The organism is Neisseria cinerea (assembly GCF_900475315.1).
Classification (GTDB): Bacteria; Pseudomonadota; Gammaproteobacteria; order Burkholderiales; family Neisseriaceae; genus Neisseria; species Neisseria cinerea.
This window is the reverse complement of the sequence record NZ_LS483369.1, coordinates 1,793,142-1,818,173: the sequence shown is the minus strand read 5'-3', so window position 1 is coordinate 1,818,173 and position 25,032 is coordinate 1,793,142. Positions and strand designations below refer to the sequence as shown.

Annotated in this window: 27 protein-coding genes; 7 read left to right on the top strand and 20 right to left on the bottom strand. The window is 51.3% G+C overall.

The features are described from left to right. The first annotated feature begins 55 nt into the window (after positions 1-55). Together fabG and DQM57_RS09395 are read left to right on the top strand one after the other, a co-directional pair. Positions 56-802: a 3-oxoacyl-ACP reductase FabG gene (fabG, locus tag DQM57_RS09400; protein WP_111727581.1), complete on the top strand. Its 747-nt coding sequence runs from the start codon at positions 56-58 to the stop codon at positions 800-802. A gap of 64 nt (positions 803-866) precedes the next feature. Further along, entirely contained in the window at positions 867-1,352 is a 486-nt protein-coding gene (locus DQM57_RS09395; RefSeq protein WP_111727580.1) for a YchJ family protein, read from the top strand. A gap of 176 nt (positions 1,353-1,528) precedes the next feature. On the opposite strand, the gene DQM57_RS09385 is transcribed toward DQM57_RS09395, so the two are convergent. Continuing rightward, positions 1,529-2,323 (bottom strand): inositol monophosphatase family protein, encoded by a 795-nt coding sequence (locus DQM57_RS09385; RefSeq protein WP_039854138.1) that lies wholly within the window; start codon positions 2,321-2,323, stop codon positions 1,529-1,531. A gap of 112 nt (positions 2,324-2,435) precedes the next feature. Between DQM57_RS09385 and DQM57_RS09380 the strand changes: the two genes are divergently transcribed. Continuing rightward, positions 2,436-3,161, top strand: coding sequence for a 16S rRNA (uracil(1498)-N(3))-methyltransferase (locus DQM57_RS09380; protein ID WP_111727579.1), 726 nt, complete (start codon positions 2,436-2,438; stop codon positions 3,159-3,161). A gap of 352 nt (positions 3,162-3,513) precedes the next feature. Here DQM57_RS09380 and glyS read toward each other — a convergent pair whose 3' ends face one another. The 13 genes from glyS to DQM57_RS09310 all read right to left on the bottom strand — a co-directional run bounded on the left by glyS (position 3,514) and on the right by DQM57_RS09310 (position 15,163). Beyond that, positions 3,514-5,577 (bottom strand): glycine--tRNA ligase subunit beta, encoded by a 2,064-nt coding sequence (glyS, locus tag DQM57_RS09370; protein WP_111727578.1) that lies wholly within the window; start codon positions 5,575-5,577, stop codon positions 3,514-3,516. Between the two features lie 20 nt (positions 5,578-5,597). After that, on the bottom strand, positions 5,598-6,008 hold the full coding sequence (locus DQM57_RS09365) for a 50S ribosome-binding protein YggL (protein WP_108043519.1): 411 nt from the start codon (positions 6,006-6,008) through the stop codon (positions 5,598-5,600). Positions 6,009-6,083: 75 nt separating this feature from the next. Continuing rightward, positions 6,084-6,989, bottom strand: a complete 906-nt coding sequence (glyQ, locus tag DQM57_RS09360) for a glycine--tRNA ligase subunit alpha (protein ID WP_002224116.1) — start codon at positions 6,987-6,989, stop codon at positions 6,084-6,086. 172 nt (positions 6,990-7,161) lie between these two features. Continuing rightward, positions 7,162-7,584, bottom strand: coding sequence for a F0F1 ATP synthase subunit epsilon (locus tag DQM57_RS09355; RefSeq protein ID WP_003676117.1), 423 nt, complete (start codon positions 7,582-7,584; stop codon positions 7,162-7,164). A 10-nt stretch (positions 7,585-7,594) separates the two neighbouring features. After that, the gene (gene atpD, locus DQM57_RS09350) at positions 7,595-8,992 is read right to left on the bottom strand and encodes a F0F1 ATP synthase subunit beta (protein WP_003676115.1); all 1,398 of its coding nucleotides are present in this window, start codon (positions 8,990-8,992) and stop codon (positions 7,595-7,597) included. Positions 8,993-9,030: 38 nt separating this feature from the next. After that, positions 9,031-9,906: a F0F1 ATP synthase subunit gamma gene (atpG, locus tag DQM57_RS09345; protein WP_107961178.1), complete on the bottom strand. Its 876-nt coding sequence runs from the start codon at positions 9,904-9,906 to the stop codon at positions 9,031-9,033. Between the two features lie 24 nt (positions 9,907-9,930). Continuing rightward, complete coding sequence (gene atpA, locus DQM57_RS09340; protein WP_003676111.1) at positions 9,931-11,478, bottom strand: F0F1 ATP synthase subunit alpha; 1,548 nt, start codon at positions 11,476-11,478, stop codon at positions 9,931-9,933. Positions 11,479-11,488: 10 nt separating this feature from the next. Further along, positions 11,489-12,022 carry a F0F1 ATP synthase subunit delta gene (locus DQM57_RS09335; protein ID WP_003676110.1) on the bottom strand — a complete coding sequence of 178 codons (534 nt, stop codon included), beginning with the start codon at positions 12,020-12,022 and terminating at the stop codon, positions 11,489-11,491. A gap of 4 nt (positions 12,023-12,026) precedes the next feature. Beyond that, positions 12,027-12,497, bottom strand: coding sequence for a F0F1 ATP synthase subunit B (locus DQM57_RS09330; RefSeq protein WP_003676108.1), 471 nt, complete (start codon positions 12,495-12,497; stop codon positions 12,027-12,029). 73 nt (positions 12,498-12,570) lie between these two features. Further along, the gene (atpE, locus tag DQM57_RS09325) at positions 12,571-12,807 is read right to left on the bottom strand and encodes a F0F1 ATP synthase subunit C (RefSeq protein ID WP_003676106.1); all 237 of its coding nucleotides are present in this window, start codon (positions 12,805-12,807) and stop codon (positions 12,571-12,573) included. A 56-nt stretch (positions 12,808-12,863) separates the two neighbouring features. After that, positions 12,864-13,730: a F0F1 ATP synthase subunit A gene (atpB, locus tag DQM57_RS09320; protein ID WP_003676099.1), complete on the bottom strand. Its 867-nt coding sequence runs from the start codon at positions 13,728-13,730 to the stop codon at positions 12,864-12,866. After that, the gene (locus DQM57_RS09315; protein WP_111727577.1) at positions 13,720-14,073 is read right to left on the bottom strand and encodes an ATP synthase subunit I; all 354 of its coding nucleotides are present in this window, start codon (positions 14,071-14,073) and stop codon (positions 13,720-13,722) included. The genes atpB and DQM57_RS09315 overlap by 11 nt, the downstream gene beginning before the upstream one ends. A 229-nt stretch (positions 14,074-14,302) precedes the next feature. Then, a complete protein-coding gene (locus tag DQM57_RS09310) occupies positions 14,303-15,163 on the bottom strand; it encodes a ParB/RepB/Spo0J family partition protein (protein ID WP_107859537.1) in 861 nt (286 codons plus the stop codon). Between the two features lie 156 nt (positions 15,164-15,319). Here DQM57_RS09310 and DQM57_RS09305 point away from each other — a divergent pair, with 156 nt between their 5' ends. Further along, entirely contained in the window at positions 15,320-15,889 is a 570-nt protein-coding gene (locus DQM57_RS09305) for a UbiX family flavin prenyltransferase (RefSeq protein ID WP_167395598.1), read from the top strand. A gap of 61 nt (positions 15,890-15,950) precedes the next feature. Here DQM57_RS09305 and DQM57_RS09300 read toward each other — a convergent pair whose 3' ends face one another. From DQM57_RS09300 to DQM57_RS09290, 3 genes are all read right to left on the bottom strand, one after another. Further along, positions 15,951-16,817 (bottom strand): MetQ/NlpA family ABC transporter substrate-binding protein, encoded by an 867-nt coding sequence (locus DQM57_RS09300; RefSeq protein WP_107859539.1) that lies wholly within the window; start codon positions 16,815-16,817, stop codon positions 15,951-15,953. A 195-nt stretch (positions 16,818-17,012) separates the two neighbouring features. Then, complete coding sequence (locus tag DQM57_RS09295; RefSeq protein ID WP_111727575.1) at positions 17,013-17,699, bottom strand: methionine ABC transporter permease; 687 nt, start codon at positions 17,697-17,699, stop codon at positions 17,013-17,015. Position 17,700: 1 nt separating this feature from the next. Then, entirely contained in the window at positions 17,701-18,438 is a 738-nt protein-coding gene (locus DQM57_RS09290; protein WP_107859541.1) for a methionine ABC transporter ATP-binding protein, read from the bottom strand. 380 nt (positions 18,439-18,818) lie between these two features. Between DQM57_RS09290 and ltgA the strand changes: the two genes are divergently transcribed. The 3 genes from ltgA to DQM57_RS09275 all read left to right on the top strand — a co-directional run bounded on the left by ltgA (position 18,819) and on the right by DQM57_RS09275 (position 21,910). Next, on the top strand, positions 18,819-20,648 hold the full coding sequence (gene ltgA, locus DQM57_RS09285; protein ID WP_111727574.1) for a lytic transglycosylase LtgA: 1,830 nt from the start codon (positions 18,819-18,821) through the stop codon (positions 20,646-20,648). Between the two features lie 297 nt (positions 20,649-20,945). Then, the gene (gene rpsU, locus DQM57_RS09280) at positions 20,946-21,158 is read left to right on the top strand and encodes a 30S ribosomal protein S21 (protein ID WP_002214819.1); all 213 of its coding nucleotides are present in this window, start codon (positions 20,946-20,948) and stop codon (positions 21,156-21,158) included. A 305-nt stretch (positions 21,159-21,463) separates the two neighbouring features. Continuing rightward, the gene (locus DQM57_RS09275) at positions 21,464-21,910 is read left to right on the top strand and encodes a GatB/YqeY domain-containing protein (RefSeq protein ID WP_111727573.1); all 447 of its coding nucleotides are present in this window, start codon (positions 21,464-21,466) and stop codon (positions 21,908-21,910) included. 197 nt (positions 21,911-22,107) lie between these two features. Here the strand turns inward: DQM57_RS09275 and DQM57_RS09270 are convergent, their stop codons facing one another. From DQM57_RS09270 to DQM57_RS09260, 3 genes are all read right to left on the bottom strand, one after another. Then, positions 22,108-22,491 (bottom strand): ClpXP protease specificity-enhancing factor, encoded by a 384-nt coding sequence (locus DQM57_RS09270; RefSeq protein ID WP_039854158.1) that lies wholly within the window; start codon positions 22,489-22,491, stop codon positions 22,108-22,110. Positions 22,492-22,559: 68 nt separating this feature from the next. Further along, complete coding sequence (locus DQM57_RS09265) at positions 22,560-23,165, bottom strand: glutathione S-transferase N-terminal domain-containing protein (protein WP_039854120.1); 606 nt, start codon at positions 23,163-23,165, stop codon at positions 22,560-22,562. Between the two features lie 128 nt (positions 23,166-23,293). Continuing rightward, positions 23,294-25,024 (bottom strand): ArnT family glycosyltransferase, encoded by a 1,731-nt coding sequence (locus DQM57_RS09260; protein ID WP_111727741.1) that lies wholly within the window; start codon positions 25,022-25,024, stop codon positions 23,294-23,296. Positions 25,025-25,032 lie beyond the last annotated feature (8 nt).

The window sequence follows — 25,032 nt, the reverse complement described above, 5'->3', positions numbered from 1 at the left end:
GACTGTGCTGTTCAATACGGCACAGTCCTTTGGTTATCGGAAAAAAGGAAAAGACATGAGTACACAAGATTTAAGCGGCAAAGTCGCATTGGTAACAGGCGCATCGCGCGGTATCGGTGCAGCGATTGCTGATACGCTGGCGGCAGCCGGTGCCAAAGTCATCGGTACGGCGACCAGTGAGAGCGGGGCTGCGGCGATTAGCGAACGGTTGGCGCAATGGGGCGGCGAAGGTCGTGCATTGGATTCTGCCGAACCCGAAACCATCGAAAGCCTGATTGCCGACATCGAAAAAGCGTTCGGCAAACTGGATATTCTGGTCAACAACGCCGGTATCACCCGCGACAACCTCCTGATGCGCATGAAAGAAGAAGAGTGGGACGACATCATGCAGGTCAACCTCAAATCCGTGTTCCGCGCTTCTAAAGCCGTCTTACGCGGCATGATGAAGCAGCGCGCCGGCCGTATCATCAACATCACATCCGTCGTCGGCGTGATGGGCAATGCCGGTCAAACCAACTATGCCGCGGCAAAAGCAGGCTTAATCGGTTTCTCCAAATCCATGGCGCGCGAAGTCGGCAGCCGCGGCATTACCGTCAACTGCGTCGCCCCCGGCTTTATCGATACCGACATGACCCGCGCCCTGCCGGAAGAAACCCGCAAAACCTTCGAAGCGCAAACTTCGTTGGGCAAATTCGGGGAGGCACAAGATATTGCCGATGCAGTCTTATTCTTGGCTTCCGATCAGGCAAAATACATTACCGGTCAGACACTTCATGTCAACGGCGGCATGTTGATGCCCTGACGGACAGGCTTTTTAACCATGCCGTCTGAAACCTTTTCAGACGGCATTTGCATTCTCAGGCAAAATGAACACTCACCACCCCCTGCCCTGCCCATGCGGTTCAGACACGGACTATACCGACTGCTGCCAACCGCTTCATCTGCGCCATATCCTGCCGGCGACAGCCGAAACGCTCATGCGCTCCCGATACAGTGCATATGTTCTGCACATCATCGACTACATCGTTGCCACCACCGTTCCGTCACAACAAGCATTCCTCGATGCCGCCGAACTGATGCAATGGAGTATAGAAACCGAATGGCTAGGCTTGAACGTCATCTCGCACAAGATACTCGGCAAAGACCACGCCCAAGTCGAATTTAAAGCCTACCTCCAAGACGGGGAAAACCGAGCAGTGCATCACGAGCTGTCGGCATTCGTGAAAATAGCGGAGCAATGGTATTTCATCGATCCAACCGTTCCGCTGCCTACCATGAAACAGCCCTGCATTTGCGGTTCCGAAAAGAAATTCAAAGCCTGCTGTGGGAAATATCTGAGACCAAACGTATAAAAAAAACCATTCATACCAAGGGTAAGTATGAATGGTCAATACATTGCGGGAAAACGTCTTACTTGCTGCACTGCCGAAAAGGGAGAAACGACAGTGTTAACCAGCAAAAGCATTGTACCTTTATTAATGTTAAGAAACATTAATTTTGAAAATATATTAACAAATGTCTCTGGAACCTACTGATTTTCCCTTATCCACCTGACCCAGCGTTCAAATAAATTAGGTTCGAGCGCCGCAATAACCGAACGTTTGAACACATGCTGTCCGCTCCAGAATTCATCGCCTTCCAAAGTCGTCAGCCTGCCGCCCGCCTCCTCGAAAATCAACGCACCCGCAGCATAGTCCCACAGCTTCTGCCCGCCATGAACATAAACATCGTAACGTCCGCAAGCCAAATAACACCAATCCAACGTACTGCTGCCCATACTCCGTATTGTTCCAAAAGGCGCAAGCGTACTCATACGGCTGGAAAGCTTTCCGGAACGGAGATATTTGATTTCCACACCCGCGATTGCCTCATTCAACTTCTTATCCACGAGACGCAAAGGAAGGCGTGTCCCATTAAGAAACGCACCCTGCCCCCGTTCGGCGTAAAAACATTCCCCGCTGACCGGATTGTAAATCACGCCCAACTCCGCATGCCCGTTTCGGATAAACGCCACCGATACGGCAAAATGCGGCAGCCCGTTGACAAAATTGTTTGTACCGTCTATCGGATCGACAACCCAAAGCCCCTTTTCTCCCGAATATTCCGCCCACAAAGCAAACTGTTCCTGCACCGTCATTTCTTCGCCCAACATCGGACTGTCGATTAAAAGCGGCAACGCGGCAGCAAAAGCCGTCTGCGCGGCAAGATCGGCCTCACTGAGCACGGAACCGTCCTCCTTACGGTGGGAGGGCGTATTCAAAAAACGCGGCATTACCTCGGTTTGGGCAATATGGCGCACAACTTTCTGCAAACGGTGTAACACTTCCTATCCTTATATTTTGAGGTTACGGCGCACAAACGTATAATTGCCGTTTAAAATCCGCCGTACCTGGAAACAGCCGTACGGCACAACATTATCTCCACCCCTGAAAACCATGTCCCGATTCTACCTGCCTGAAAACCTCTCCGTCAGACAAACCGTCAACCTACCCGACAACATCATCCGCCACCTCAACGTCCTGCGCATCCGCACCGGTACGGAAATCATCCTGTTTGACGGCAAAGGAAAGGCACACGCCGCACGGCTGACCGTCTTGGAAAAACGCCGCGCCGAGGCCGAGATTCTACGCGAAGAAACGGCCGATACAGAATCCCCGCTGCACATCACACTCATCCAATCCATATCTTCCGGCGAACGCATGGACTTTACCCTGCAAAAAAGCGTCGAACTCGGCATAACCGCCATACAACCCGTCATCAGCGAACGTTGCATCGTCCGCCTCAATGGGGAGCGTGCCGACAAACGCCTCGCACGGTGGCAGGAAATCGTCATTTCCGCCTGCGAGCAAAGCGGCAGGAACACTGTACCGCCCGTACTGCCCATCACCACTTATCGCGAATCCCTCAGGCAAATACCTTCCGAAAGCACCAGGCTGATTATGAGCATCAACCGCGCCTGCAAACTTGCCGCCATCCGCCCCCAATCCAACTCAATCGTCTTTATGGTCGGCCCCGAAGGCGGCTGGACGGAACAAGAAGAGCAATATGCATTTGATGCTGGCTTTCAGGCAGTCACACTCGGCAAACGGATTTTACGCACAGAAACCGCCGCCCTTGCCGCCCTTGCCGCCATGCAGACACTGTGGGGCGACTTTTCATAAGGCTGCATATTCCCTTACAGAAAATGCCGTCTGAAACCTGTTCGGACGGCACTTCATTATATAGCGAATCAAAATGAGAAAAAACCAATTACCGCCTCTCCGTGACGGAAATACAGATCGCCCCTCCATCATTCCTAAACACCAAATCCCTATGCCCACACACCATATGACACACCGTAAGGCATGACGATATAAAAACGCCAAGTCTGCCGAACTACGGCATCCAGTGCTTGTGCAAAGTATTTTCTACGTTATAGGCACAGATTAAAACGCTGACTAGGGGCTGCAATTTATCCTACAGATAATTTGATGCCGTCTGAAGGCTTCAGACGGCATTTGGACTATACAACGGTTACTCGCTCAAGAGCGCGATATCCGCTACTGCGTTCATCTGCTCTGCCAAACGGTTCAGCAGGTTCAGGCGGTTTTGTTTTACGACGGGATCTTCCGCCATCACCATCACGCCGTCGAAGAAGGCATCGACTTGCGGTTTGACGGAAGCCAGTTCTGATAAGGCCGTCTGAAAATTGCCTTCGGCAACGGCGGCGGCAATTTTCGGCTGCAAACCTTGCGCGGCGGCATACAGGGCTTTTTCTTCGTCTTGTTGCAGCTGGCTTTCATTGACTTCGCCCAACGCGGCATCGGCTTTTTTCAGCAGGTTTTGCACGCGTTTGTTGGCGGCGGCGAGCGCGGCGGCTTCGGGCAGTTGTTTGAACGCGGCAACGGCTTGCAGTTTGGCGGTCAAATCGTCCAAACGGCGCGGCTGTTTGGCGAGTACGGCGGCAACGATGTCTTGCGGATAGTCATTTTGTAGCAATACGGCAAGGCGCGCCTGCATGAAGTCGGCGGTTTCAGACGGCGTTTTCTCGTTGAGCAAACCTTTGGGGAAGCTGTCGAAGGTCGTCTGAATCAGCTCGTTCACATCCAAACCATACTGCATCAGCATCCGCAAAATACCCAAGGCGGCGCGACGCAGGGCGTAGGGGTCTTTGTCGCCGGTCGGAATCAGGCCGATGCCCCAAATGCCGACCAAGGTTTCCAGTTTGTCGGCCAGCGCAACGGCGGTGGCCACTTTGCCCTCTGGCAGGTTGTCGCCGGCAAAACGCGGTTGGTAGTGTTGCTCGATGGCTTCGGCGATTTCTTCGGTTTCTCCGTCCAAGCGGGCATAGTATTTGCCCATGGTGCCTTGCAATTCGGGGAATTCGCCGACCATTTCGGTTACCAAGTCGGCTTTTGCCAAACGCGCGGCGCGTTCGGCTGCGGCGGCATCCGCGCCCAAAGCCTTGGCGATGTGGGCAGCGATGCTTTGCAAGCGTTCGATACGCTCGGCTTGCGAGCCGATTTTGTTGTGATAAACCACGTTTGCCAGCTTGGGCAGACGGCTTTCCAAAGTCGCTTTTTGGTCTTGCTTGTAGAAGAACTCGGCATCAGACAGGCGCGCGCGCAAAACGCGTTCGTTACCCTGGATGATGTGCGACGGGTCTTCGGTTTGCAGGTTGGAGACCAGCAGGAAGCGGTTCATCAGCTTGCCGTTTTGGTCGAGCAGCGGGAAGTATTTTTGGTTTTGCTGCATGGTCAGAATCAAACATTCCTGCGGTACGGCGAGGAAGTGTTCTTCAAAACCAGCTTCCAATACCACAGGCCATTCGACCAATGCGGTCACTTCGTCCAACAAGGCTTCATCGGCGGCAACGGTCGCGTTCAGACGGCCTGCCTGCTCGTTCAAGGCCGTCTGAATGGCGGCTTTGCGCTCGGCAAACGAGGCTTCCACTTTGCCTTGCTCACGCATTTGTGTGGCGTAGTTGTCGGCGTTTTCAATGGTGATTTCGCTGCTGGACAGGAAGCGATGTCCCAAGGTTTGATTGCCACTTTGCAGGCCCAAAACGCTGACGTTTACGATGTCGCCGCCGTGCAGCACAATCAGCCCATGAACGGGGCGCACGAAAGTAAACGTGCTGCTGCCCCAACGCATTACTTTCGGAATCGGCAGCTTCTTAACCGCTTGATTGATAATGTCTTCCAAGAGTTCGCCCAACGGTTTGCCGGTTTGGACGTATTCATAGGCGTACACATCCTGCTTGCCGTCGTGGACGATGGTCAAGTCTTCGATTTTCGCCCCAGCACCGCGCGCGAAACCTTCCAAAGCCTTGGTCGGCGCACCGTCTTTCATGGCATTCGCTACGGCAGGGCCTTTTTTCACGATTTTCTGATCGGCTTGAACGGCTTTCACGTTTTTAATTTGAACAGCCAAACGGCGCGGAGAAGCGTAGGCAGTAAATTCTGCCGTGCCGGCTATCAGTTGCGCCTTTTCCAAGCCTTCGGTAACGGAAGCGGCAAAATGGTTGCCCAAATTATTGAGGGCTTTTGGCGGGAGTTCTTCGGTAAGGAGTTCGATTAAAAGGGTTTGGGTCATCATTCGGCTTTCTTTGAATTTGGTTAATCTGCCTGTTTATAGGTTTCGCTGTAATTTTCCCAGCCGTCATCCCCATAAAAACCATCAACTAGCGGGGTGGCGTACAAAGTGGCGACATCTTCACGGCCTGCCAGCCAAGAGATAATGGCCTTTTTCTCGGTTTCGCCCAAGCCTCGGGCGCCGGATTTTTGAAACAGGCACGAAAAATCACCGCAATCGCCCCCACCCGCCATTTCCAAGCCGTTTACCACAAGATACGCGATAAGCTCGTCCATAAAACGACCAAACGCTTCGGCATCATCCGCAGGTTGATGCAAACTGCCTTGAACGCCGAAAATCAATGTTTGAAACTCGCCCAAATGCAGCTTTTTATGCTTGCGGCGGTTCATTTTGTGCAGGCGTTTCCTGCTTGGGGTGCGGAAATAGACAGGCATGATTTTCCTAAAATTATAATGGTTTACAGACGGCTGCCATATCGGACCGCCCGAACGTAAAAAATCGTCGCCCCCTTAGGCGGCATTTGCCTTCATTAAGGGAAAGCCCAGTTTTTCGCGGCTTTCGACATATTTTTGCGCCACAGCGCGGCTCAGCGCGCGGATGCGGCCGATGTAGGTGGCGCGCTCAGTAACGGAAATGGCACCGCGTGCGTCTAATAGGTTGAACGTATGCCCCGCTTTGAGGACGAGCTCGTAGGCAGGTAAGGCAAGGCTGGCGTTTTCTTCGGCGAGCAGGCGTTTGGCTTGTGCTTCGTAGTCGTTGAACTGGCGCAGCAGCCAATCGGCATCGCTGTATTCGAAGTTGTAGGTGGATTGTTCAACTTCGTTTTGGTGGTACACGTCGCCGTAAGTTACTGTATTCCCGTCCAGCGTTTTTGCCCAAACGAGGTCATAGACGTTTTCCACGCCTTGCAGGTACATCGCCAAGCGTTCGATGCCGTAGGTGATTTCGCCGAGTACGGGGGTGCAGTCAATGCCGCCGACTTGTTGGAAGTAGGTGAACTGGGTCACTTCCATGCCGTTTAGCCAAACTTCCCAGCCCAAGCCCCATGCGCCGAGGGTGGGGTTTTCCCAGTCGTCTTCGACGAAGCGGATATCGTGCACTTTGGGGTCGATGCCCAATTCGCGCAGGGAGTCGAGATAGAGGTCTTGAATATTGGCGGGGGCAGGTTTGAGGGCGACTTGAAATTGGTAATAGTGTTGCAGGCGGTTGGGGTTGTCGCCGTAGCGGCCGTCTTTAGGGCGGCGGCTGGGTTGGACGTAGGCGGCAAACCAAGGCTCGGGGCCGAGTGCGCGCAGGCAGGTGGCGGGGTGGGAAGTACCTGCGCCGACTTCCATGTCGAAAGGTTGGATGACGGTGCAGCCTTTGTCTGCCCAGAATGTTTGCAGTTTAAAGATGATTTGTTGAAAGGTGAGCATGACTTATTGTTCGATAAAATAAAGGTTTTATTTTACTGTTTCCATAGCCGCTTGAATAGATTTATCTCGAAGACAGCCTGATTTGAAACCAGGGGATGGATAATTTTTTAATTTAAATCCGGAAAATAAAAAGCACGGCCAAACGACCGTGCTTTCCCAAACCACACAAGTTTTATTTTTTGTGCGAACGGATATAGTCCAAAGTCTTGAGCTGTGCAATTGCGGCAGCCAATGCCTTGTGTGCCTCTACCAAATCCTTATCGTCTTTGGCTTGAGAGATACCGGCTTCGGCAGCTTTTTTCGCCTCTTCCGCACGTGCCTGATCCATCTCCGCACTACGGACGGCAACGTCCGCCAAAACGGTAACTTTATCAGGTTGAACTTCCAAGACGCCGCCGGAAACAGCAACCAGGACCTCCTTATCCTCGCCGGGAACAGTCAAACGCAAAGCTCCCGGCCGCACCAAACTCATAATCGGCTCGTGTCGCGGGTAAATACCAAGCTCACCTTGAACGGTCGGAACCACTACAAAGCTGGCTTCGCCCGAATAGATGTTTTGCTCGCTACTGACCACTTCAACTTGCATGACGCTCATGCCGACCTCCTTAGTTTAAGGTTTTCGCTTTCTCTACTGCTTCTTCAATGCTGCCGACCATATAGAATGCCTGCTCGGGCAGATGATCGTATTCGCCGTTCAAAATGGCTTTGAAACCGGCAATGGTATCGCGCAGAGCGACATATTTGCCTGGAGAACCTGTAAACACTTCGGCAACGTGGAACGGTTGAGACAGGAAGCGTTGGATTTTACGGGCACGCATTACAGTCAGTTTGTCTTCGTCAGACAATTCGTCCATACCCAGAATGGCGATGATGTCGCGCAATTCTTTGTATTTTTGCAGAGTGGACTGTACACCGCGCGCTACGTCGTAGTGCTCTTGTCCCAATACCATCGGATCCAATTGGCGCGAAGTAGAGTCAAGCGGGTCAACTGCCGGGTAAATACCCAAAGAGGCAATATCACGGCTCAATACGACGGTCGCGTCCAAGTGGGCGAAAGTTGTCGCCGGAGACGGGTCAGTCAAGTCATCCGCAGGTACATATACGGCTTGGATGGAAGTAATGGAACCGGTTTGGGTAGAGGTAATACGCTCTTGCAAACGACCCATTTCTTCAGCCAATGTCGGTTGGTAACCCACTGCAGAAGGCATACGGCCCAGCAGTGCAGATACTTCAGTACCGGCCAAAGTGTAACGGTAGATGTTGTCGACGAAGAACAATACGTCGCGGCCTTTACCGTTTTCGTCTTTTTCGTCACGGAAGTATTCGGCCATAGTCAAACCGGTCAAAGCAACGCGCAGACGGTTGCCCGGAGGTTCGTTCATTTGGCCATACACCATGGCTACTTTATCCAATACGTTGGAATCTTTCATCTCGTGGTAGAAGTCGTTACCTTCACGGGTACGCTCACCCACACCTGCGAACACGGACAGACCGCTGTGCGCTTTGGCGATGTTGTTAATCAATTCCATCATGTTCACGGTTTTGCCTACACCGGCACCACCGAACAGACCTACTTTACCGCCTTTAGCAAACGGACACAGCAAGTCGATCACTTTAATACCGGTTTCCAACAATTCGGTAGCTGAAGACAACTCGTCGAATTTCGGAGCAGTTTGGTGAATGGCACGGCTTTTGTCGGTATCGATCGGACCTGCTTCATCAACAGGCGTACCCAATACGTCGACAATACGACCCAATGTACCTTTACCTACCGGCACAGTGATTGGCGCACCAGTATTGCTTACAGACATACCGCGTTTCAGGCCGTCTGAACTACCCATTGCAATAGTACGGACAACGCCGTCGCCCAGAAGCTGTTGAACCTCCAGAGTCAGACCGTTCTCGTCCAATTTCAGGGCATCGTAAACATGCGGGATAGCGTCGCGTGGAAATTCCACGTCAACCACCGCACCAATAACTTGTACGATTTTGCCTTGGCTCATTATCGTATCCTAATTTCCTGTTCAGGCTTCAGACGGCATTAAACTGCCGCTGCACCTGCTACAATTTCTGACAATTCTGTGGTAATCGCGGCTTGACGCGATTTGTTGTACACCAAGCGCAACTCTTTAATGGCATTGCCTGCGTTGTCGGTTGCGGCTTTCATCGCTACCATACGCGCGGCTTGTTCGGATGCCATGTTGTCGCTCAATGCCTGATAAACCACAGACTCTAAATAGCGGCGAACCAAATATTCCAATACGGCGACAGGGCTCGGCTCGTAGCGGTATTCCCAAGCGAATGAAGAATGACCCGCTTTGTCGTCAATAACGTTTTCACCGATAGGCAGCAACACTTCCATACGCGGCTCTTGGCGCATCGTGTTGATAAAACATGAGTAAACCATATGGATACGGTCTAATTCATGCTTTTCATAACATTGGAAGATTTCGGTCAAAGGGCCAAGCAACGCCTCCATTTTTGGGGTGTCGCCCAAATTAGTTGCGCTGGCAATAACATTCAAACCGATGCTTTGGCATGCAGCCAAACCTTTGCTACCCAGGCACACGACTTCGACTTCGATGCCTTGTTCCTGATACTCTTGAACTTGCGCCAAAAACTTTTTCAGTACGTTTGCGTTCAAGCCACCGCACAAACCTTTATCCGAGGTAATCAAAATGAAGCCGGCACGACGCACTTCGCGGTGTGGCTCCAACAGTTTGATACCATGATCGGCATTGGTCTGTGCAAGATGGCTCATCACTGTACGCACTTTTTCGGCGTACGGACGCGCTAAGCGCATCCGGTCTTGAGTCTTCCGCATTTTAGAGGTCGACACCATTTGCATCGCTTTAGTGATCTTTTGAGTATTTTGAACACTACGGATTTTGGTGAGAATCTCTTTTCCGACTGCCATTTCAGACTCCTTTCATCTCAATACTTATGCTTGGTAAGCGTAAGAAGATTTGAAAGATTTCATGGCTTCGGTCAATGCTTTTTCGCTTTCGTCAGACATTGCGCCTGATGCATTAATCGCTTCCAGAACCTCAGGATGTTGCGTACGTACGAAACTCAAGAATTCTGCTTCGAAAGCCAAGGCTTTGGATACCGGAACATCTGCGTAAGAACCGTTGTTGATCGCCCACAAAGTCAATGCCATTTCGGCAGTGTTCAATGTGCTGAATTGTTTTTGTTTCATCAATTCAGTAACCACTTCACCGTGTTGCAGCTGTTTGCGTGTTGCTTCGTCCAAATCGGAAGCAAATTGCGAGAACGCCGCCAATTCACGGTACTGTGCCAACGCCAAACGGATACCGCCACCCAGTTTTTTGATGACTTTGGTTTGTGCTGCACCACCCACGCGCGATACGGAAATACCGGCATTGATTGCAGGACGGATACCGGCGTTGAACAAGTCGGTTTCCAAGAAGATTTGGCCGTCTGTAATCGAAATTACGTTGGTTGGTACGAATGCTGATACGTCACCGGCTTGGGTTTCAATAATTGGCAACGCAGTCAGAGAACCGGTTTTGCCTTTTACTTCACCATTGGTCAGTTTTTCAACTTCGTTTTCGCTGACGCGAGCCGCACGTTCCAACAGACGGGAGTGCAGATAGAATACGTCGCCAGGATATGCTTCACGACCAGGAGGACGGCGTAACAGCAGGGAAATTTGACGGTATGCAACGGCTTGTTTAGACAAGTCATCATACACGATCAATGCATCTTCACCGCGGTCACGGAAGAATTCACCCATGGTACAACCGGAGTAAGGAGCGATGTATTGCAGTGCAGCGGCTTCAGAAGCAGTTGCAGCAACCACGATAGTATGTTCCATCGCGCCATGCTCTTCCAATTTGCGTACTACGTTGGCAATAGAAGATGCTTTTTGACCGATAGCCACATAAATACAGATAACGCCTGTACCTTTTTGGTTAACGATGGCATCCAGTGCTACGGCTGTTTTACCGGTTTGACGGTCACCAATAATCAACTCACGTTGGCCACGACCAACCGGAACCATAGAATCAATAGCTTTCAGACCGGTTTGCATTGGTTGGTCAACCGATTTACGCGCAATCACGCCTGGTGCAATTTTTTCGATTGGAGCAGTCAATGTCGTGTTGATTGGACCTTTTCCATCGATAGGACGACCCAATGCATCAACTACGCGGCCAACCAATTCGCGACCAATCGGCACTTCCAAAATACGGCCGGTACAGGTAACTGTATCGCCTTCTTTAATGTGTTCGTACTCACCCAACACTACGGCACCGACGGAGTCACGCTCCAAGTTCATGGCCAGACCGAAAGTGTTACCGGGGAATTCGAGCATCTCACCTTGCATCGCGTCTGACAAGCCATGAATGCGCACAATGCCGTCTGTAACGGAAACGACAGTACCACGGGTACGCACTTCTGCATTGACGGACAGATTTTCGATTTTGGCTTTAATCAAATCGCTAATTTCAGCAGGATTAAGCTGCATGAAAACTCTCCTAATTTGTCATAGTCGCATACAAAGCATTCAGTTTGCCTTGTACGGACAAATCCAAGACCTGATCACCCACCTCTACTTTGATGCCACCGATTAATTCAGGGGCAACTTTAGCCACCACATCCAATTTGCTGTTAAAGCGTTTTATCAGGATATCGGTAACATCGGCCAGCTGCTGAGAACTGAGTTCATACGCGCTATAAATTACTGCCGATTTCGTATTGTTGTGTATCAAGGTCAAATCTTGATATTGGGCATAAATTTCCGGCAATACCAGCAAACGCTTTTGTTCGGCCAAAACGGTAATAAAATTTGCCAATTCGACATTTTTGATACCGACAAGACCTTTGAGCGTTTCTGCCTTTTCGGAAGCTCCCGTTTCCGGCTGCTCGATGAAAGCGATGACTTTCTCATCTTGAACAACCGCTGCGAGTTCTTTCAGTTCGCCCAACCAAGACTCGATTTGGTTTTTTTCCTGAGCCAGACTAAACAATGCTTTCGCATAAGGTCTGGCAATCGTTGCGAACTCTGCCATAAGATTACAGCTCCTGTTTTAAGGCACTGAGCAAATCTGCATGTTTGGAAGCATCAACTTCTTTACGCAGGATAGATTCCGCACCTTTAACAGCCAATGAAGCAACCTGTTCGCGCAACACTTCGCGTGCACGGTTAACTTCTTGCTCTACATCAGCTTTTGCTTGGGCTGCAATGCGTGCTGCTTCATGAGAAGCTTGCTCTTTAGCTTCTTCTACAATTTTTGCAGCACGTTTTTCGGCGTTGGCAACCATTTCGGTTACCTGATGACGCCCTTCGGCCATAAGTTCTGCAACTTTTTTCTCTGCCTGCTCAAAATCGCTCTTACCGCGCTCGGCGGCAGCCAAGCCCTCGGCGATTTTTGCGGCACGCTCATCCAATGCTTTGGCAATCGGAGGCCATACGAATTTCATCGTAAACCAAACCAAGCCAAAGAAAACTAGGATTTGCGCAAATAAGGTTGCATTAATATTCACGTTACTTAACCTTCGTATCTGGGTTAATCAAACAGACGGTAAGCCTGTATCTGAACGGATTTCTCCGTCTTGATTACGCAGCACCAAACGGGTTAACGAAGGCGAACAACAGGGCAATAGCCACACCGATCAAGAATGCCGCGTCAATCAGACCAGCGATCAAGAACAGTTTGGTTTGCAGAGGACCAATCAGCTCAGGTTGACGAGCAGAAGATTCCAAATATTTAGAACCGACCATTGCGATACCGATAGAGGCACCCAGTGCGCCCAATGCAACGATCAAACCACATGCGATAGCAATCAAACCCATTTTAAACTCCTTAAAGAAACAAAGGTTAAACTACAAAAACAAACTACTTAGGAAAATCAGTGCGCATCATGTGCCTGTCCGATATAGACAAACGCCAATGCCATAAAAATAAACGCCTGCAAGGTAATAACCAGAATATGGAAAATCGCCCATGCCAATCCGGCAATAATGTGGAAGACAAACAGAATCGGATCCATCACTTCAACGCTGCCGGAGGCCGCCCAAGCACCGCCAAGCAAGGCTATCAACAAGAATACCAACTCGCCTGCATACATGTTGCCGAATAACCGCATACCATGCGACACGGTTTTAGAAAGGAATTCAACCAGATTAAGGAGGAAGTTTGCCGGTGCAAGCTTCGCACCGAAAGGCGCGCTAAACAGCTCGTGAAACCAGCCGCCGAACCCTTTAATTTTGATATTGTAATAAATACAGATAAGCAACACGCCGACAGCAAGAGCCAAAGTAGTATTCAAATCAGCGGTAGGCACAACACGCAACAGGGCGTGATGATTGCCGGTCAGATGCTGCCAAACCCACGGTAACAGGTCAACAGGCAGCATATCCATCGCGTTCATCAGGAAAATCCAGACAAAAAGTGTCAAACCCAAAGGGGCGATGGCTTTTCTAGACTGTTCATTATGGATGATGCTCTTACACATATCGTCCACAAACTCGAACAAGATTTCCACTGCAGCCTGGAAACGTCCGGGAACGCCTGCTGTTGCTTTTTTTGCACCACGCCACAACAGGAAGCTGCCGATTACGCCCAACAGAGCGGCGAAGAAAATCGCATCCAGATTAATAAACGAGAAATCGGCAATATTTTTCAGGCCCTGACCCTGAGTAACATCCGACAAACTGGTCAAGCTCTGTAAATGGTGCTTGATGTAGTCGGCAGCGGTAATGGTTTCACCTGCCATAATCTTTCACTCTCAACAATACTAAAAAAACCAGATGGCTGACACCGATCAGCCCCATCAGAAACGGGGCAAACACCAGCGATTGATGCCATATTGAAAACATGGCGAACATGGACAACAGCGACAGCACTACTTTTAAAATCTCTCCGAAGATGTACATCCTGCTTTGCAGGAAGGGATCCCCACTGAAAAGTTTTAAAAGTAAAACTGCAACAAGCGTGGGAAGCAGATAAGACAGGCCGCCGCCGATTGCCGATAGAAACCCCGAATACCCCCATATAACGAGGGAAACCAGGGAACATACGGATAATACTGCAAATTGCAGGATAATAATCTGCTTCATAAAAAAGAATGATTCCGCCTCGGATTTGAGGCGCGGCTAATATAATTTAGAAGCCTTCTTACGTCAAGCAATATGTTAATCTTTGTGAAACTCGCCGCCGATACAGACAAGCGACTCCCCAAAATCCAACTTCGCCATTCTAGCACATATTACATATGATTACAGGATATTGAGGAGTTTGTCCGCAATTTCTTTACACTTTATATTCCAGACGGCATATTGCGCAAAATTAAGGCTGGTAATCTATTCCCAACTGCTCCAACAGGTGGCCGAACGTTTCGGGCGTATCGAAATACAGGACAATCCTGCCTTTTTTGTGGTTAACGGTTTTGACCTCAGCGTTGACACCCAGCCTTTCAGTCAGCAAATCGTTAAGGCGGCTGATGTCGGAAGCAGTATTTTTTTTGGGTTCGGACTGTTTGTTCTGATGGGCAATTTGGCTGCGGCGCTCGACTTCGCGCACCGACCAGCCGTTTTTAACGGCCTTTTGCGCCAACTCGAGCTGTTCTACGACGGGGAGGGTCAGCAACGCACGGGCATGCCCCATTTCCAAGCGGCGTTGGTAAAGCATTTCCTGCACGGGTTCGGGCAGGCTTAAAAGGCGCAGGCTGTTGGAAATCGCACTTCGGCTTTTACCGACGGCTTTGGCTATGGTTTCGTGGGTCAGTCCGAACTCATCAGCAAGACGTTTCAACCCCTGTGCTTCTTCGATAGGGTTGAGATTCTCTCGCTGAAGGTTTTCTATCAACCCCATGGCCAGTGCGGTTTCGTCGCTGATAGTCTTGATAACGACGGGGATTTCAGTCAGGCCGGCAAGCTGGGAGGCGCGCCATCGCCGCTCTCCTGCAATCAGTTCGTACCGGGACAAACCGTGTTCCCGCACAATGACGGGCTGTATCACGCCCTGTGCTTTAATCGAATCCGCCAGCTCCTGCAAGGCTTCGTCATCGATTTGAACACGCGCCTGATAGCGGCCGGGCTGGATATCTTTAACTGCAACCGTGGTCAATCGGTCGCCGCTGCTGTTGTCTGCGCCGTTGGCGAGCAGCGAATCCAAACCGCGCCCCAATCCGCCTTTTACTTTTGCCATGCCTTTCTCCCTTACGTGTTCAAATGTAATGATAAAGTCGGTATTTTATCGGATATTGAGTGTTGCCGACAATTTGTATCCGTGTTTATCTCGAATCGTTTTTTTCACTATAATAACCGCTTTGCCGCTGCCGGCGGCATAACGGAAAGGCGGATGATGACTCGACGGTTGATTGTCGGCATCAGCGGGGCAAGCGGCTTTGCTTACGGCATTAAGGCATTGCGGCTTCTGCTTACGCAAGATGTCGAAACACACCTTGTGGTATCGAAAGGTGCGGAGATGGCCCGGACTTCGGAAACGGATTATACGAAAGACGAAGTATATGCCTTGGCTGACTTCGTCCATCCGATTGGCAATATCGGGGCATGTATTGCCAGCGGTACGTTTAAAACGGACGGGATGCTGGTTGCACCCTGTTCGATGCGGACGCTTGCCTCTGTCGCGCACGGCTTCGGCGACAATCTGCTGACACGTGCGGCGGATGTAGTTTTGAAGGAAAGGCGGCGGCTGGTACTGATGGTCCGCGAAGCACCGTTGAACCTTTCCCATCTGGAGAATATGAAACGGGTAACAGAAATGGGCGGCGTGGTGTTTCCCCCTGTTCCTGCGATGTACCGCAAACCGCAAACTGCAGACGATATTGTTACACACAGTGTTGCACACGCTTTGTCGCTTTTCGGAATCAATACGCCGGATTCGGCGGAATGGCAGGGGATAGCGGACTAAAGGACAAAAATGCCGTCTGAACACGGATACGGTTCAGACGGCATCATTTTATACAACGGCCTTATTTGGCGGCACCCTCATTCCATACTGCAGGGTATTTGTAGCCCTCGAAGCGTTTGTGCGCGTAGGCTTTGAACTCGTCGGAGTTATAGGCCTCGGTTACGTCTTTAAGCCATTGGCTGTCTTTGTCGGCAGTCTTGACGGCAGACCAGTTGACATAAGCAAAGCTCGGCTCTTGGAACAGGGCTTCGGTCAGCTTCATGCCGCTGCTCATGGCGTAGTTGCCGTTAACGACGGCAAAATCGACGTCAGCACGGCTGCGCGGCAGTTGCGCGGCTTCAAGCTCGACGATTTTGATATTTTTCAGGTTTTCGGCAATATCCGCTTTGGATGCAGTCAGCGGATTGATGCCGTCTTTAAGTTTAATCCAACCCAATTCGTTGAGCATGACTAAAGCACGGGCAAAATTGGACGGGTCGTTGGGTGCGGATACGGTGCTGCCGTCTTTGACTTCTTCCAGCGATTTCAGCTTGCCCGGATATAATCCCAAAGGTGCAGTCGGCACTTGGAAGGCTTCGGTGATGTCCAGATTGTGTTCTTTTTTGAAGTCGTCAAGATAGGGTTTGTGTTGGAAGATGTTGATGTCCAACTCGCCCTCCGCCAATGCCAGATTCGGGCGCACATAGTCGGTAAATTCAACCAGTTTGACGGTGTATCCTTTTTTCTCCAACGCAGGTTGGATTTGGTCTTTGACCATATCGCCGAAGTCGCCAACCGTTGTACCGAAGACAATTTCTTTTTTCTCCGCGCCGTTATTGGCTGAAGAGGCGGCAGCAGAGGCTGCGGGCGCGCTGTCTTTTTGACCGCCGCAAGCCGCCAAAATAAGCGCGAGTGTGGCGGCGGAAAGGGTTTTGAAGAAGTTTGTCATGTTATCTCCTGATATGTGGGAAAGTTTCAAACTAAAGCTGCAGGCAATAAATCCGCCATGGTTTGGCATTCAGACGGCATTTGCCGCAGAAAAGATTCTATAGCATTTTTAACAATGCGGCGGATATTTCACCCCGCCGTATCATCCTCAGACCTGAAGGCCTGCTTCATCCGGGCTTCAGACGGCATTCTAGGTTTAACGTTTGTCCAATTTCCGCGCCAATGCGTTGCCGATGCTTTGAATCAGGATAACGAGCAGCACGAGGATGGCGACGATGAAAATGATGACTTCGGTTTGGTAGCGGTAGTAGCCGTAGCGGATGGCGAGGTCGCCCAAGCCGCCGCCACCTATCATGCCTGCCGCCGCGCTGTACGAGAGCAGTCCGATGGCAAGGACGGTGATGCTGGAAACCATGCCCGCGCGCGCTTCGTTTAAGAGGACTTTGCGGATGATGGCAAGCGGCGATGCGCCCATGGCGGTGGCGGCTTCAATTACGCCTTTGGGGACTTCGCGCAGGTTTTGTTCCACCAGTCGGGCGAAGTAAAACAGACCGGACACGCTCAATACCAGCGAAGCGGCAATCGGGCCGATGGTGCTGCCGACGATGGCGCGGGTGGCGGGTATCATGGCAATCATCAGGATGACGAAGGGGAAGGCGCGCATCAGGTTGACTAAGTTGTCGAGCAGGAAATTCACCGGCTTGTTGTAATGCAGCTGGCGGTTGGAAGTGACGAAAAGCAAAACGCCCAACAGCGTGCCGAAGATGATGGCGATCGTGGTGGACAGCCCGACCATGACGAAGGTTTCACCCAAGGCGCGGACGATTTCGTCTTTCATGCCGACGATGGTGGAAATGGCTTGTTCGAATGTTAAGTCTGCCATATCAGTCCTCCCGAATCAGTTCGCGCCCGATTTCGGATTGGGCGTGGATTTGGTTGCCGTGTACTTCGACGATTTCCACCACTTTTCCTTTATCCAAAAGGGCGGCGCGGTCACACAGTCGTCTGATGACGCTCATTTCGTGGGTTACGATGACGATGGTAACGTTGAAGCGTTTGTTGATGTCTTCCAAACATTCCAAGACGCTGCGCGTGGTAGCGGGGTCGAGGGCGGAAGTCGGTTCGTCGGCGAGGATGACTTGGGGTTTGGGTGCGAGCGCGCGGGCGATGCCGACACGTTGTTTCTGCCCGCCTGAAAGCTGGGCGGGATAGTGGTCAGCGCGTTCGGTCAAGCCGACGATTTCAAGGCATTCTTTGACGCGTTCTTTGATTTTTTCAGACGACCATCCGGCGATTTCCAAAGGAAAGGCAACATTGTCGGCAACGGTACGGTTGCTCAAAAGATTGAACTGTTGAAATACCATGCCGATATTCTGCCGCGCCTGACGCAATGCGGCGGCATCGAGCGCAGTCAGCTCTTGTCCGCAAACGTTGACCTTGCCCGTGTCGGGACGTTCCAACAGGTTAATCAGGCGCAACAGGGTGGATTTGCCCGCGCCAGAATAGCCCATCAGACCGAAAATTTCGCCGTCTTTTATTTCCAAATGCGTCGGCTCGACGGCGGCAAACCATGCTTTGTCGCGCGTCTGATAGCGTTTGGAAACATTATTCAAGATAATCATCGTTTTTTTCCATACAACAACGCCCGATGTCGGGCACAACGGGCGTAAAAGATAAAGCTGAAATTGTCGGAACGCTTTAGCTGTTATGCCCGCAAGCTGTGTCAAATCGGCAAGTTAGTTTCCGTATGATACTATCGGGAAAGTATTTTTTTGTCAACAAAACCGATTGACGGCAGAAACCCAAACGATACCGCGCGGGATCCCCTGAATGTGCGACACCACACGCCAAAACGGTAAATTATTGAAAAATATATCTTATGATACCAAAAGTGTTCTGAAAGCAATGCATTTTCAGCATATAATCCAGAAAATGCCGGTTCAGACGGCATCTTATCTTCCAACCCTGATTGTTTCAGGGTTTCAATTTTTAAGGAAATTCGATGCATCCATTCATTCTAAAGCATTCACTGCCACTGCTTGCTGCTTTGGCACTCGCCGCATGCTCTTCGACAAACGCGCCCGGAGGCGAGATAAAGGCCGCCGAATCATCGGCCGTTCCGTCCCGCCCTGCCGAACCTGAAGAAAAAACACTGGAAGATTACAGCAACTACCCTTCTGCGCTTGATGCGGCAAAACAGAACAACGATGCCGCCGTCGCAGCCTATTTGGAAAATGCCGGCAACAGTGCGATGACGGAAAATGTCCGCAACGAGTGGCTCAAATCCTTAGGCGCACGCAAGCAGTGGAAACTATTTGAACAAGAATACGCCAAACTCGAACCTGAGGGACGCACCCAAGAAGTCGAATGCTATGCCGACTTGAAACGCAACGACTACGGACGTGCCGCCGAACTGGTCAAAAATACGGGCAAACTGCCTTCGGGCTGCACCAAACTGTTGGAACAGGCAGCCGCATCCGGCTTGTTGGACAGCAACGATGCCTGGAGGCGCGTTCGCGGACTGTTGGCCAACAGCCAAACCACAGACGCACGCAATCTGGCAGCCGCATTGGGCAGCCCGCTTGATGCCGGTACTCAAGGATCGCGCGAATATGCCCTGTTGAACGTCATCGGCAAAGAAGCACGCAAATCGCCGAATGCCGCCGCCCTGCTGTCCGAAATGGAAAGCGGTTTAAGCCCCGAACAACGCAGTTTCGCGTGGGGCGTACTGGGGCAGCATCAATCGCAAAACCTCAATGTACCCGCCGCCTTAGACTATTACGGCAAAGTTTCCGACCGCAGACAACTGACCGACGACCAAATCGAATGGTACGCCCGTGCCACCATGCGTGCCCGACGTTGGGACGAACTGGCTTCCGTTATCTCGCATATGCCCGAAAAACTGCAAAAGAGCCCGACCTGGCTCTACTGGCTGGCACGCAGCCATGCTGCGCTGGGCAACTTGCAGCAGGCAGCAAAACTCTATGAACAGGCAGCCGCAACAGGTAGAAATTTTTATGCCGTACTGGCAGGGGAAGAGTTGGGTCGGAAAATTGATACGCGCAACAATGTTCCCGATGCCGACACAAACAACGTCCGCCGCATGTCGGAAGACGGTCCAGTCAAACGCGCACTGGTATTGTTCCAAAACAGCCAATCTGCCGGCGATGCAAAAATGCGCCGTCAGGCTCAGGCGGAATGGCGTTTTGCCACACGCGGCTTCGATGAGGACAACCTGCTGACCGCCGCGCAAACCGCGTTCAACCATAAGTTTTACGACATGGCGATCAACAGCGCAGAACGCACCGACCATAAACTCAACTACACATTGCGCTACATTTCGCCATTTAAAGACACTGTAATCCGCCACGCGCAAAATGCCGATGTCGATCCGGCGTGGGTTTACGGCCTGATTCGTCAAGAAAGCCGTTTCGTCATGGGCGCGCAATCCGGCGTGGGCGCGCAGGGGTTGATGCAGGTCATGCCTGCCACAGCACGCGAAATTGCCGGAAAAATCGGTATGGATGCCGCACAACTTTACACCGCCGACGGTAATATCCGTATGGGAACGTGGTATATGGCAGACACCAAACGCCGCCTGCAAAACAACGAAGTCCTCGCTACCGCAGGCTATAACGCCGGCCCCGGCAGAGCGCGCCGATGGCAGGCAGATATCCCCCTTGAGGGTGCGGTATATGCCGAAACCATCCCGTTTTCCGAAACGCGAGACTATGTCAAAAAAGTGATGACCAATGCCGCCTACTACGCCGGCCTCTTCGGGACACCCTACATCCCACTTAAACAGCGTATGGGCACCGTTCCTGCACGCTGACGTATCGATGCCGTCTGAAAGAAAACACCCTAAAGCCCCGGCGGCATTTTTATCAAACCACATTGACACCAAACCGCAAATATAAGAAAATCGGAAAATTATTTTTTTTTTTTCTGCTTTTTTAAGTTAAGCAGTTCACGGCATAAGCCGACCCGTTAGGAGGTGATGTTTCCATCACGGCGCGTATCCCGCCGCCGAAAGGCACAGAGATACGGAAAACCTATAACACCGTCTGCCCTATCCTTTCCATCGATATTATGGGCAGATGAAACAACAGAATTTATTAAAGGAAATAAAATGCCTGCAATCCGCGTAAAAGAGAATGAACCATTTGAAGTCGCCATGCGCCGTTTCAAACGCGCCGTAGAAAAAACCGGTCTGCTGACCGAGCTGCGCGCCCGCGAAGCCTACGAAAAACCGACTACCGAACGCAAACGCAAAAAAGCGGCAGCTGTAAAACGCCTGCAAAAACGCCTGCGCAGCCAACAACTGCCTCCTAAGATGTACTAAACATCCAAGCAGTACAGATTACAGGTCAGCCCTGTGATATGAGGACACACCGCAAGACCTGCTCTGCGGTGTGTTTTGTTTATCGCCTGACAGCGAGCCCATTTTCCGCCAGAAACACACGGACTGCCGTTATTAACCATTAACCAAACTCGGAAGCCCGACAGTACGAACCGGTTGATACCGGATATGTCCTGACAATACCCGCCCTACCGACACACAAAAACTTACTATCCTTATGTACGGGGATTGATTCACCTTCCCTTAACCTTAGAATCCGAATCTGAAACCCTTCCAGCGAGAACATCATGAGCCTGAAAATCCACCTTACCGAAGACATGAAAACGGCCATGCGTGCCAAAGACCAATTGTCGCTCGGCACCATCCGCCTCATCAACGCCGCCATCAAACAGTTTGAGGTGGACGAACGCACCGAAGCGGACGATGCCAAAATCACCTCCATCCTGACCAAAATGGTCAAACAGCGCAAAGACAGCGCAAAAATCTATACTGAAGCCGGCCGCCAGGATTTAGCAGACAAAGAAAACGCCGAAATCGAGGTACTACACCGCTACCTTCCCCAAATGCTTTCCGCCGACGAAATCCGTAGCGAGGTCGAAGCTGCCGTTGCCGAAATCGGCGCGGCAGGTATGGCAGATATGGGTAAAGTCATGGGGCTGCTGAAAACCCGCCTCGCAGGTAAAGCCGACATGGGTGAAGTCAACAAAATCTTGAAAGCCGTACTGACCGCCTGATTGCCCGAATATAAGGCAAAATGCCGTCTGAAGCCCGTATCGCAGGTTCAGACGGCATTTTCAATGTCCCAATATCGAATTGACAGGGGCAACACGGTTTCGATACGCCGAAACAGGTTTTGCCGATAAATGGATTCCGTTTATGCCCATAGGATAAAATGCCGTCTGAAACGCGATTCCGTTCAGACGGCATAGATTTATTTGACCAATTTCAGACCTTTTTTAGCAGGCACGGTCTGAGGCTCCGGTTCTACCGGGGAATCAGGGCTGTACTCCTCCAATTCAAACCCCATACCTTCTCCAGTCTCCCGTGCAAAAAGGCTGAGGACGTGTCCGACAGGTATCCATATATCGTGTGCCTTTCCGCCGAAACGGGCGGAAAAGCTGACCCAATCGTTGTCGATTTGAAGGTTTTGGGTGGCGGTTGCACCGATGTTGAGCATGATTTCATTGTCGCGGACATACTGCATGGGAACGCGCGTATGCTCGTTTACCCAGACAAGGATGTGGGGGGTAAAGGCGTTGTCGCTACACCATTCGCAAAGTGCGCGGAGGATATAAGGTTTGGTGGAAGTGGTCATAATGTGCCCCATGATGTGCCTGAATATAGAAATGCCTGAAACCGTCAGGTTTTACAGGCATTTCAAACTTATTTGCGCATCGCCTTTTCCGCAGGTGTCAGCGCATCGATAAAGGCTTCGCGTTGGAAAATCCGTTCGGCGTATTTGAGCAGCGGCGCGGCACTTTTGCCCAATTTGATATCGTAATGGTCAAGCCGCCACAACAGCGGTGCGAGGGCGACGTCAATCATGGAAAAGTCATCGCCGAGAATATATTTGTTTTTACTGAATGAAGGGGCGAGCATGGTCAGACCGTTGCCGATGGCTTCGCGCGCTTTTGCCTGCTCCTTATTGGTGGAGGCAGGGTTCTCCAAAATTTGAACGAGGCTGAACAGTTCTTTTTCCATGCGGTACAACACCAAGCGTCCCCGGCCGCGCATAACGGGATCGCCGGGCATAAGCTGCGGATGGGGGAAACGTTCGTCAATGTATTCGTTGATGATATTGGACTCATGCAGCACCAAATCGCGCTCGACCAGTACGGGAACTTGGTTATACGGATTCATGACGGCGAGGTCTTCGGGTTTGTTGTAAATATCGACGTCTTTGATTTCAAAGTCCATGCCTTTTTCGTATAAGACGAAGCGGCAGCGGTGGCTGAAGGGGCAGGTAATGCCGGAATAAAGGGTCATCATGATGATTGTTGCTCCTGTGTGATGCCTGTAAAACGGCTGTTTCATAAACACTTAATCGCACAATTATATGCGATTGCATACACTTAATCCAGAAATTAGAGTTAATGCGCTGTTTTTAAATTACTTTCTCAAGTTTTCTGAATAAGGGCAAATCTACTGCCTTTATCGCGCGGACGCGAACCCTGCCATACCGTCTGCCAGCCCTGCGGTATATCGGCATTTTTAGGCAGTCGGGTTATACGGTAGCGGCATCGGGTATCGCCGATATGATGCGGCAATGTACCGTACTGCGTCCAGACGGTTCGTGTGTGCAGATCGCCGCTGTCTATGCTGATACACTCAATGCCGTCTGCAAGTTTCTGTTTCAATTCCGAAGAAAGCGATGCCTCCATGCCCCGTACGACCGGCGCATGGCTTTTTGCCGCGTCCAGCCACGGTAGAAACAGCGTCATCAACAGCGCCCATGTCAGGGTAACGCCTGCGGCCCAGTTGGTTACTGCCTGCCTGCCGCGTATGTGCCTACGGGTAATTGCCCACAGCCACAGGGGGGTAAACAATATGGCAACGGTCATGGGAATGGGATCGATATCAGGAACATAATACGGGCTGAAATATGCGGCACGTTCGGCAAGTTTGGCGGGCCAACCGTAATTGATGGCGAAAAACCCTATCCACAGAAATACGGCGAACAGTCCGAATGTCATAACGCCGAACCAGTTGACAAAAGCCGCCGCACTGCGCCTCAGGCTGTCCAGCTGCGCCGCGCCGAACAGGGCAAGCGGTGGCAGCAGCCAAACGAGGTTATCCTGAAAACGCTGAGGATTGACGGCAAGCAGCACCATGACGGCAACCATCCAGACGACGCCCAAAATCCCCCAATCTGTCGCAAACAGGCGTGTGCGGCAAACCGTCCAAACCGCCAGCGGCAACGCAGGCAATGCAAACCAAAGCAGATTTTTCAGATAATAAAATAAATTAAATGCCGTCTGAACGTGCCGCAAACCGCCAAAGGTGCCGAACATATGATAATCCGACCATTGTACAAACAGTGCAGGCTGCGTTTTTGCCAAGAGCAGCGGGTAAACGGTCATAAGCGGCAAAGAAAAAGCAAGTGATGCCACTGCCGTCAAAATCAAACGCCTGCTTTGCCACGGACGGAAAAACATCAATATGGGCAAGGGCAGCATCAGGGCAAATGCTGCCGGATAACCTGCTGCCAACGACATCAGCGTCCAACCCGTACCGAGCAGGAAAGAGGCGGCAATCACACGGCGGCACGCCAAAGAATAACCGTGCAACACCAGCCCTGCGGCGGCAAAAGCGGCGGCGGCAGGATTGAGAAAGTGTACGATCGGAATCAGCCCGATACAGCCGATAAGGATTAAAACAACGCTACGCCCGTGGTGTCTGCCCAAAAAGTTGAAACCGGCAAAGCCGCAGGAAGTCAGTCCGATAACGGCAAAAAATACGCCTGCAAAGCGTGCGGCATCGTATGGGTCGGCAGCCCACGGCGACAGCAAATTTTTGAACGCGGCGGCAACCCAAAGATAAACGGGCGGTATGCCGAAGTCGGCATGCCCGAACAGATGGGCAACCAAAGGAACGCGGCTGTCTGTCAATGCTTCGACGGCGGTATAAACGGCAGGTTCGGCAGGATTCCATAAATCATGTGAAAATACACCCGGCCACAACCAGGCAAACGCCATCAGCATCAGCAGCCACGGTTTTTCATGGGTTTTTGTGGGAGGGCGGGCATCGGGTGGGGTATAGGTCAGCATAAGCGTGAGAAGAAATGGACGGATTGCCAAGTGTAGCAAATATTCGCACAAAGGTCGTGCAGAGACTGCTTCAGACGGCATCAGACAAA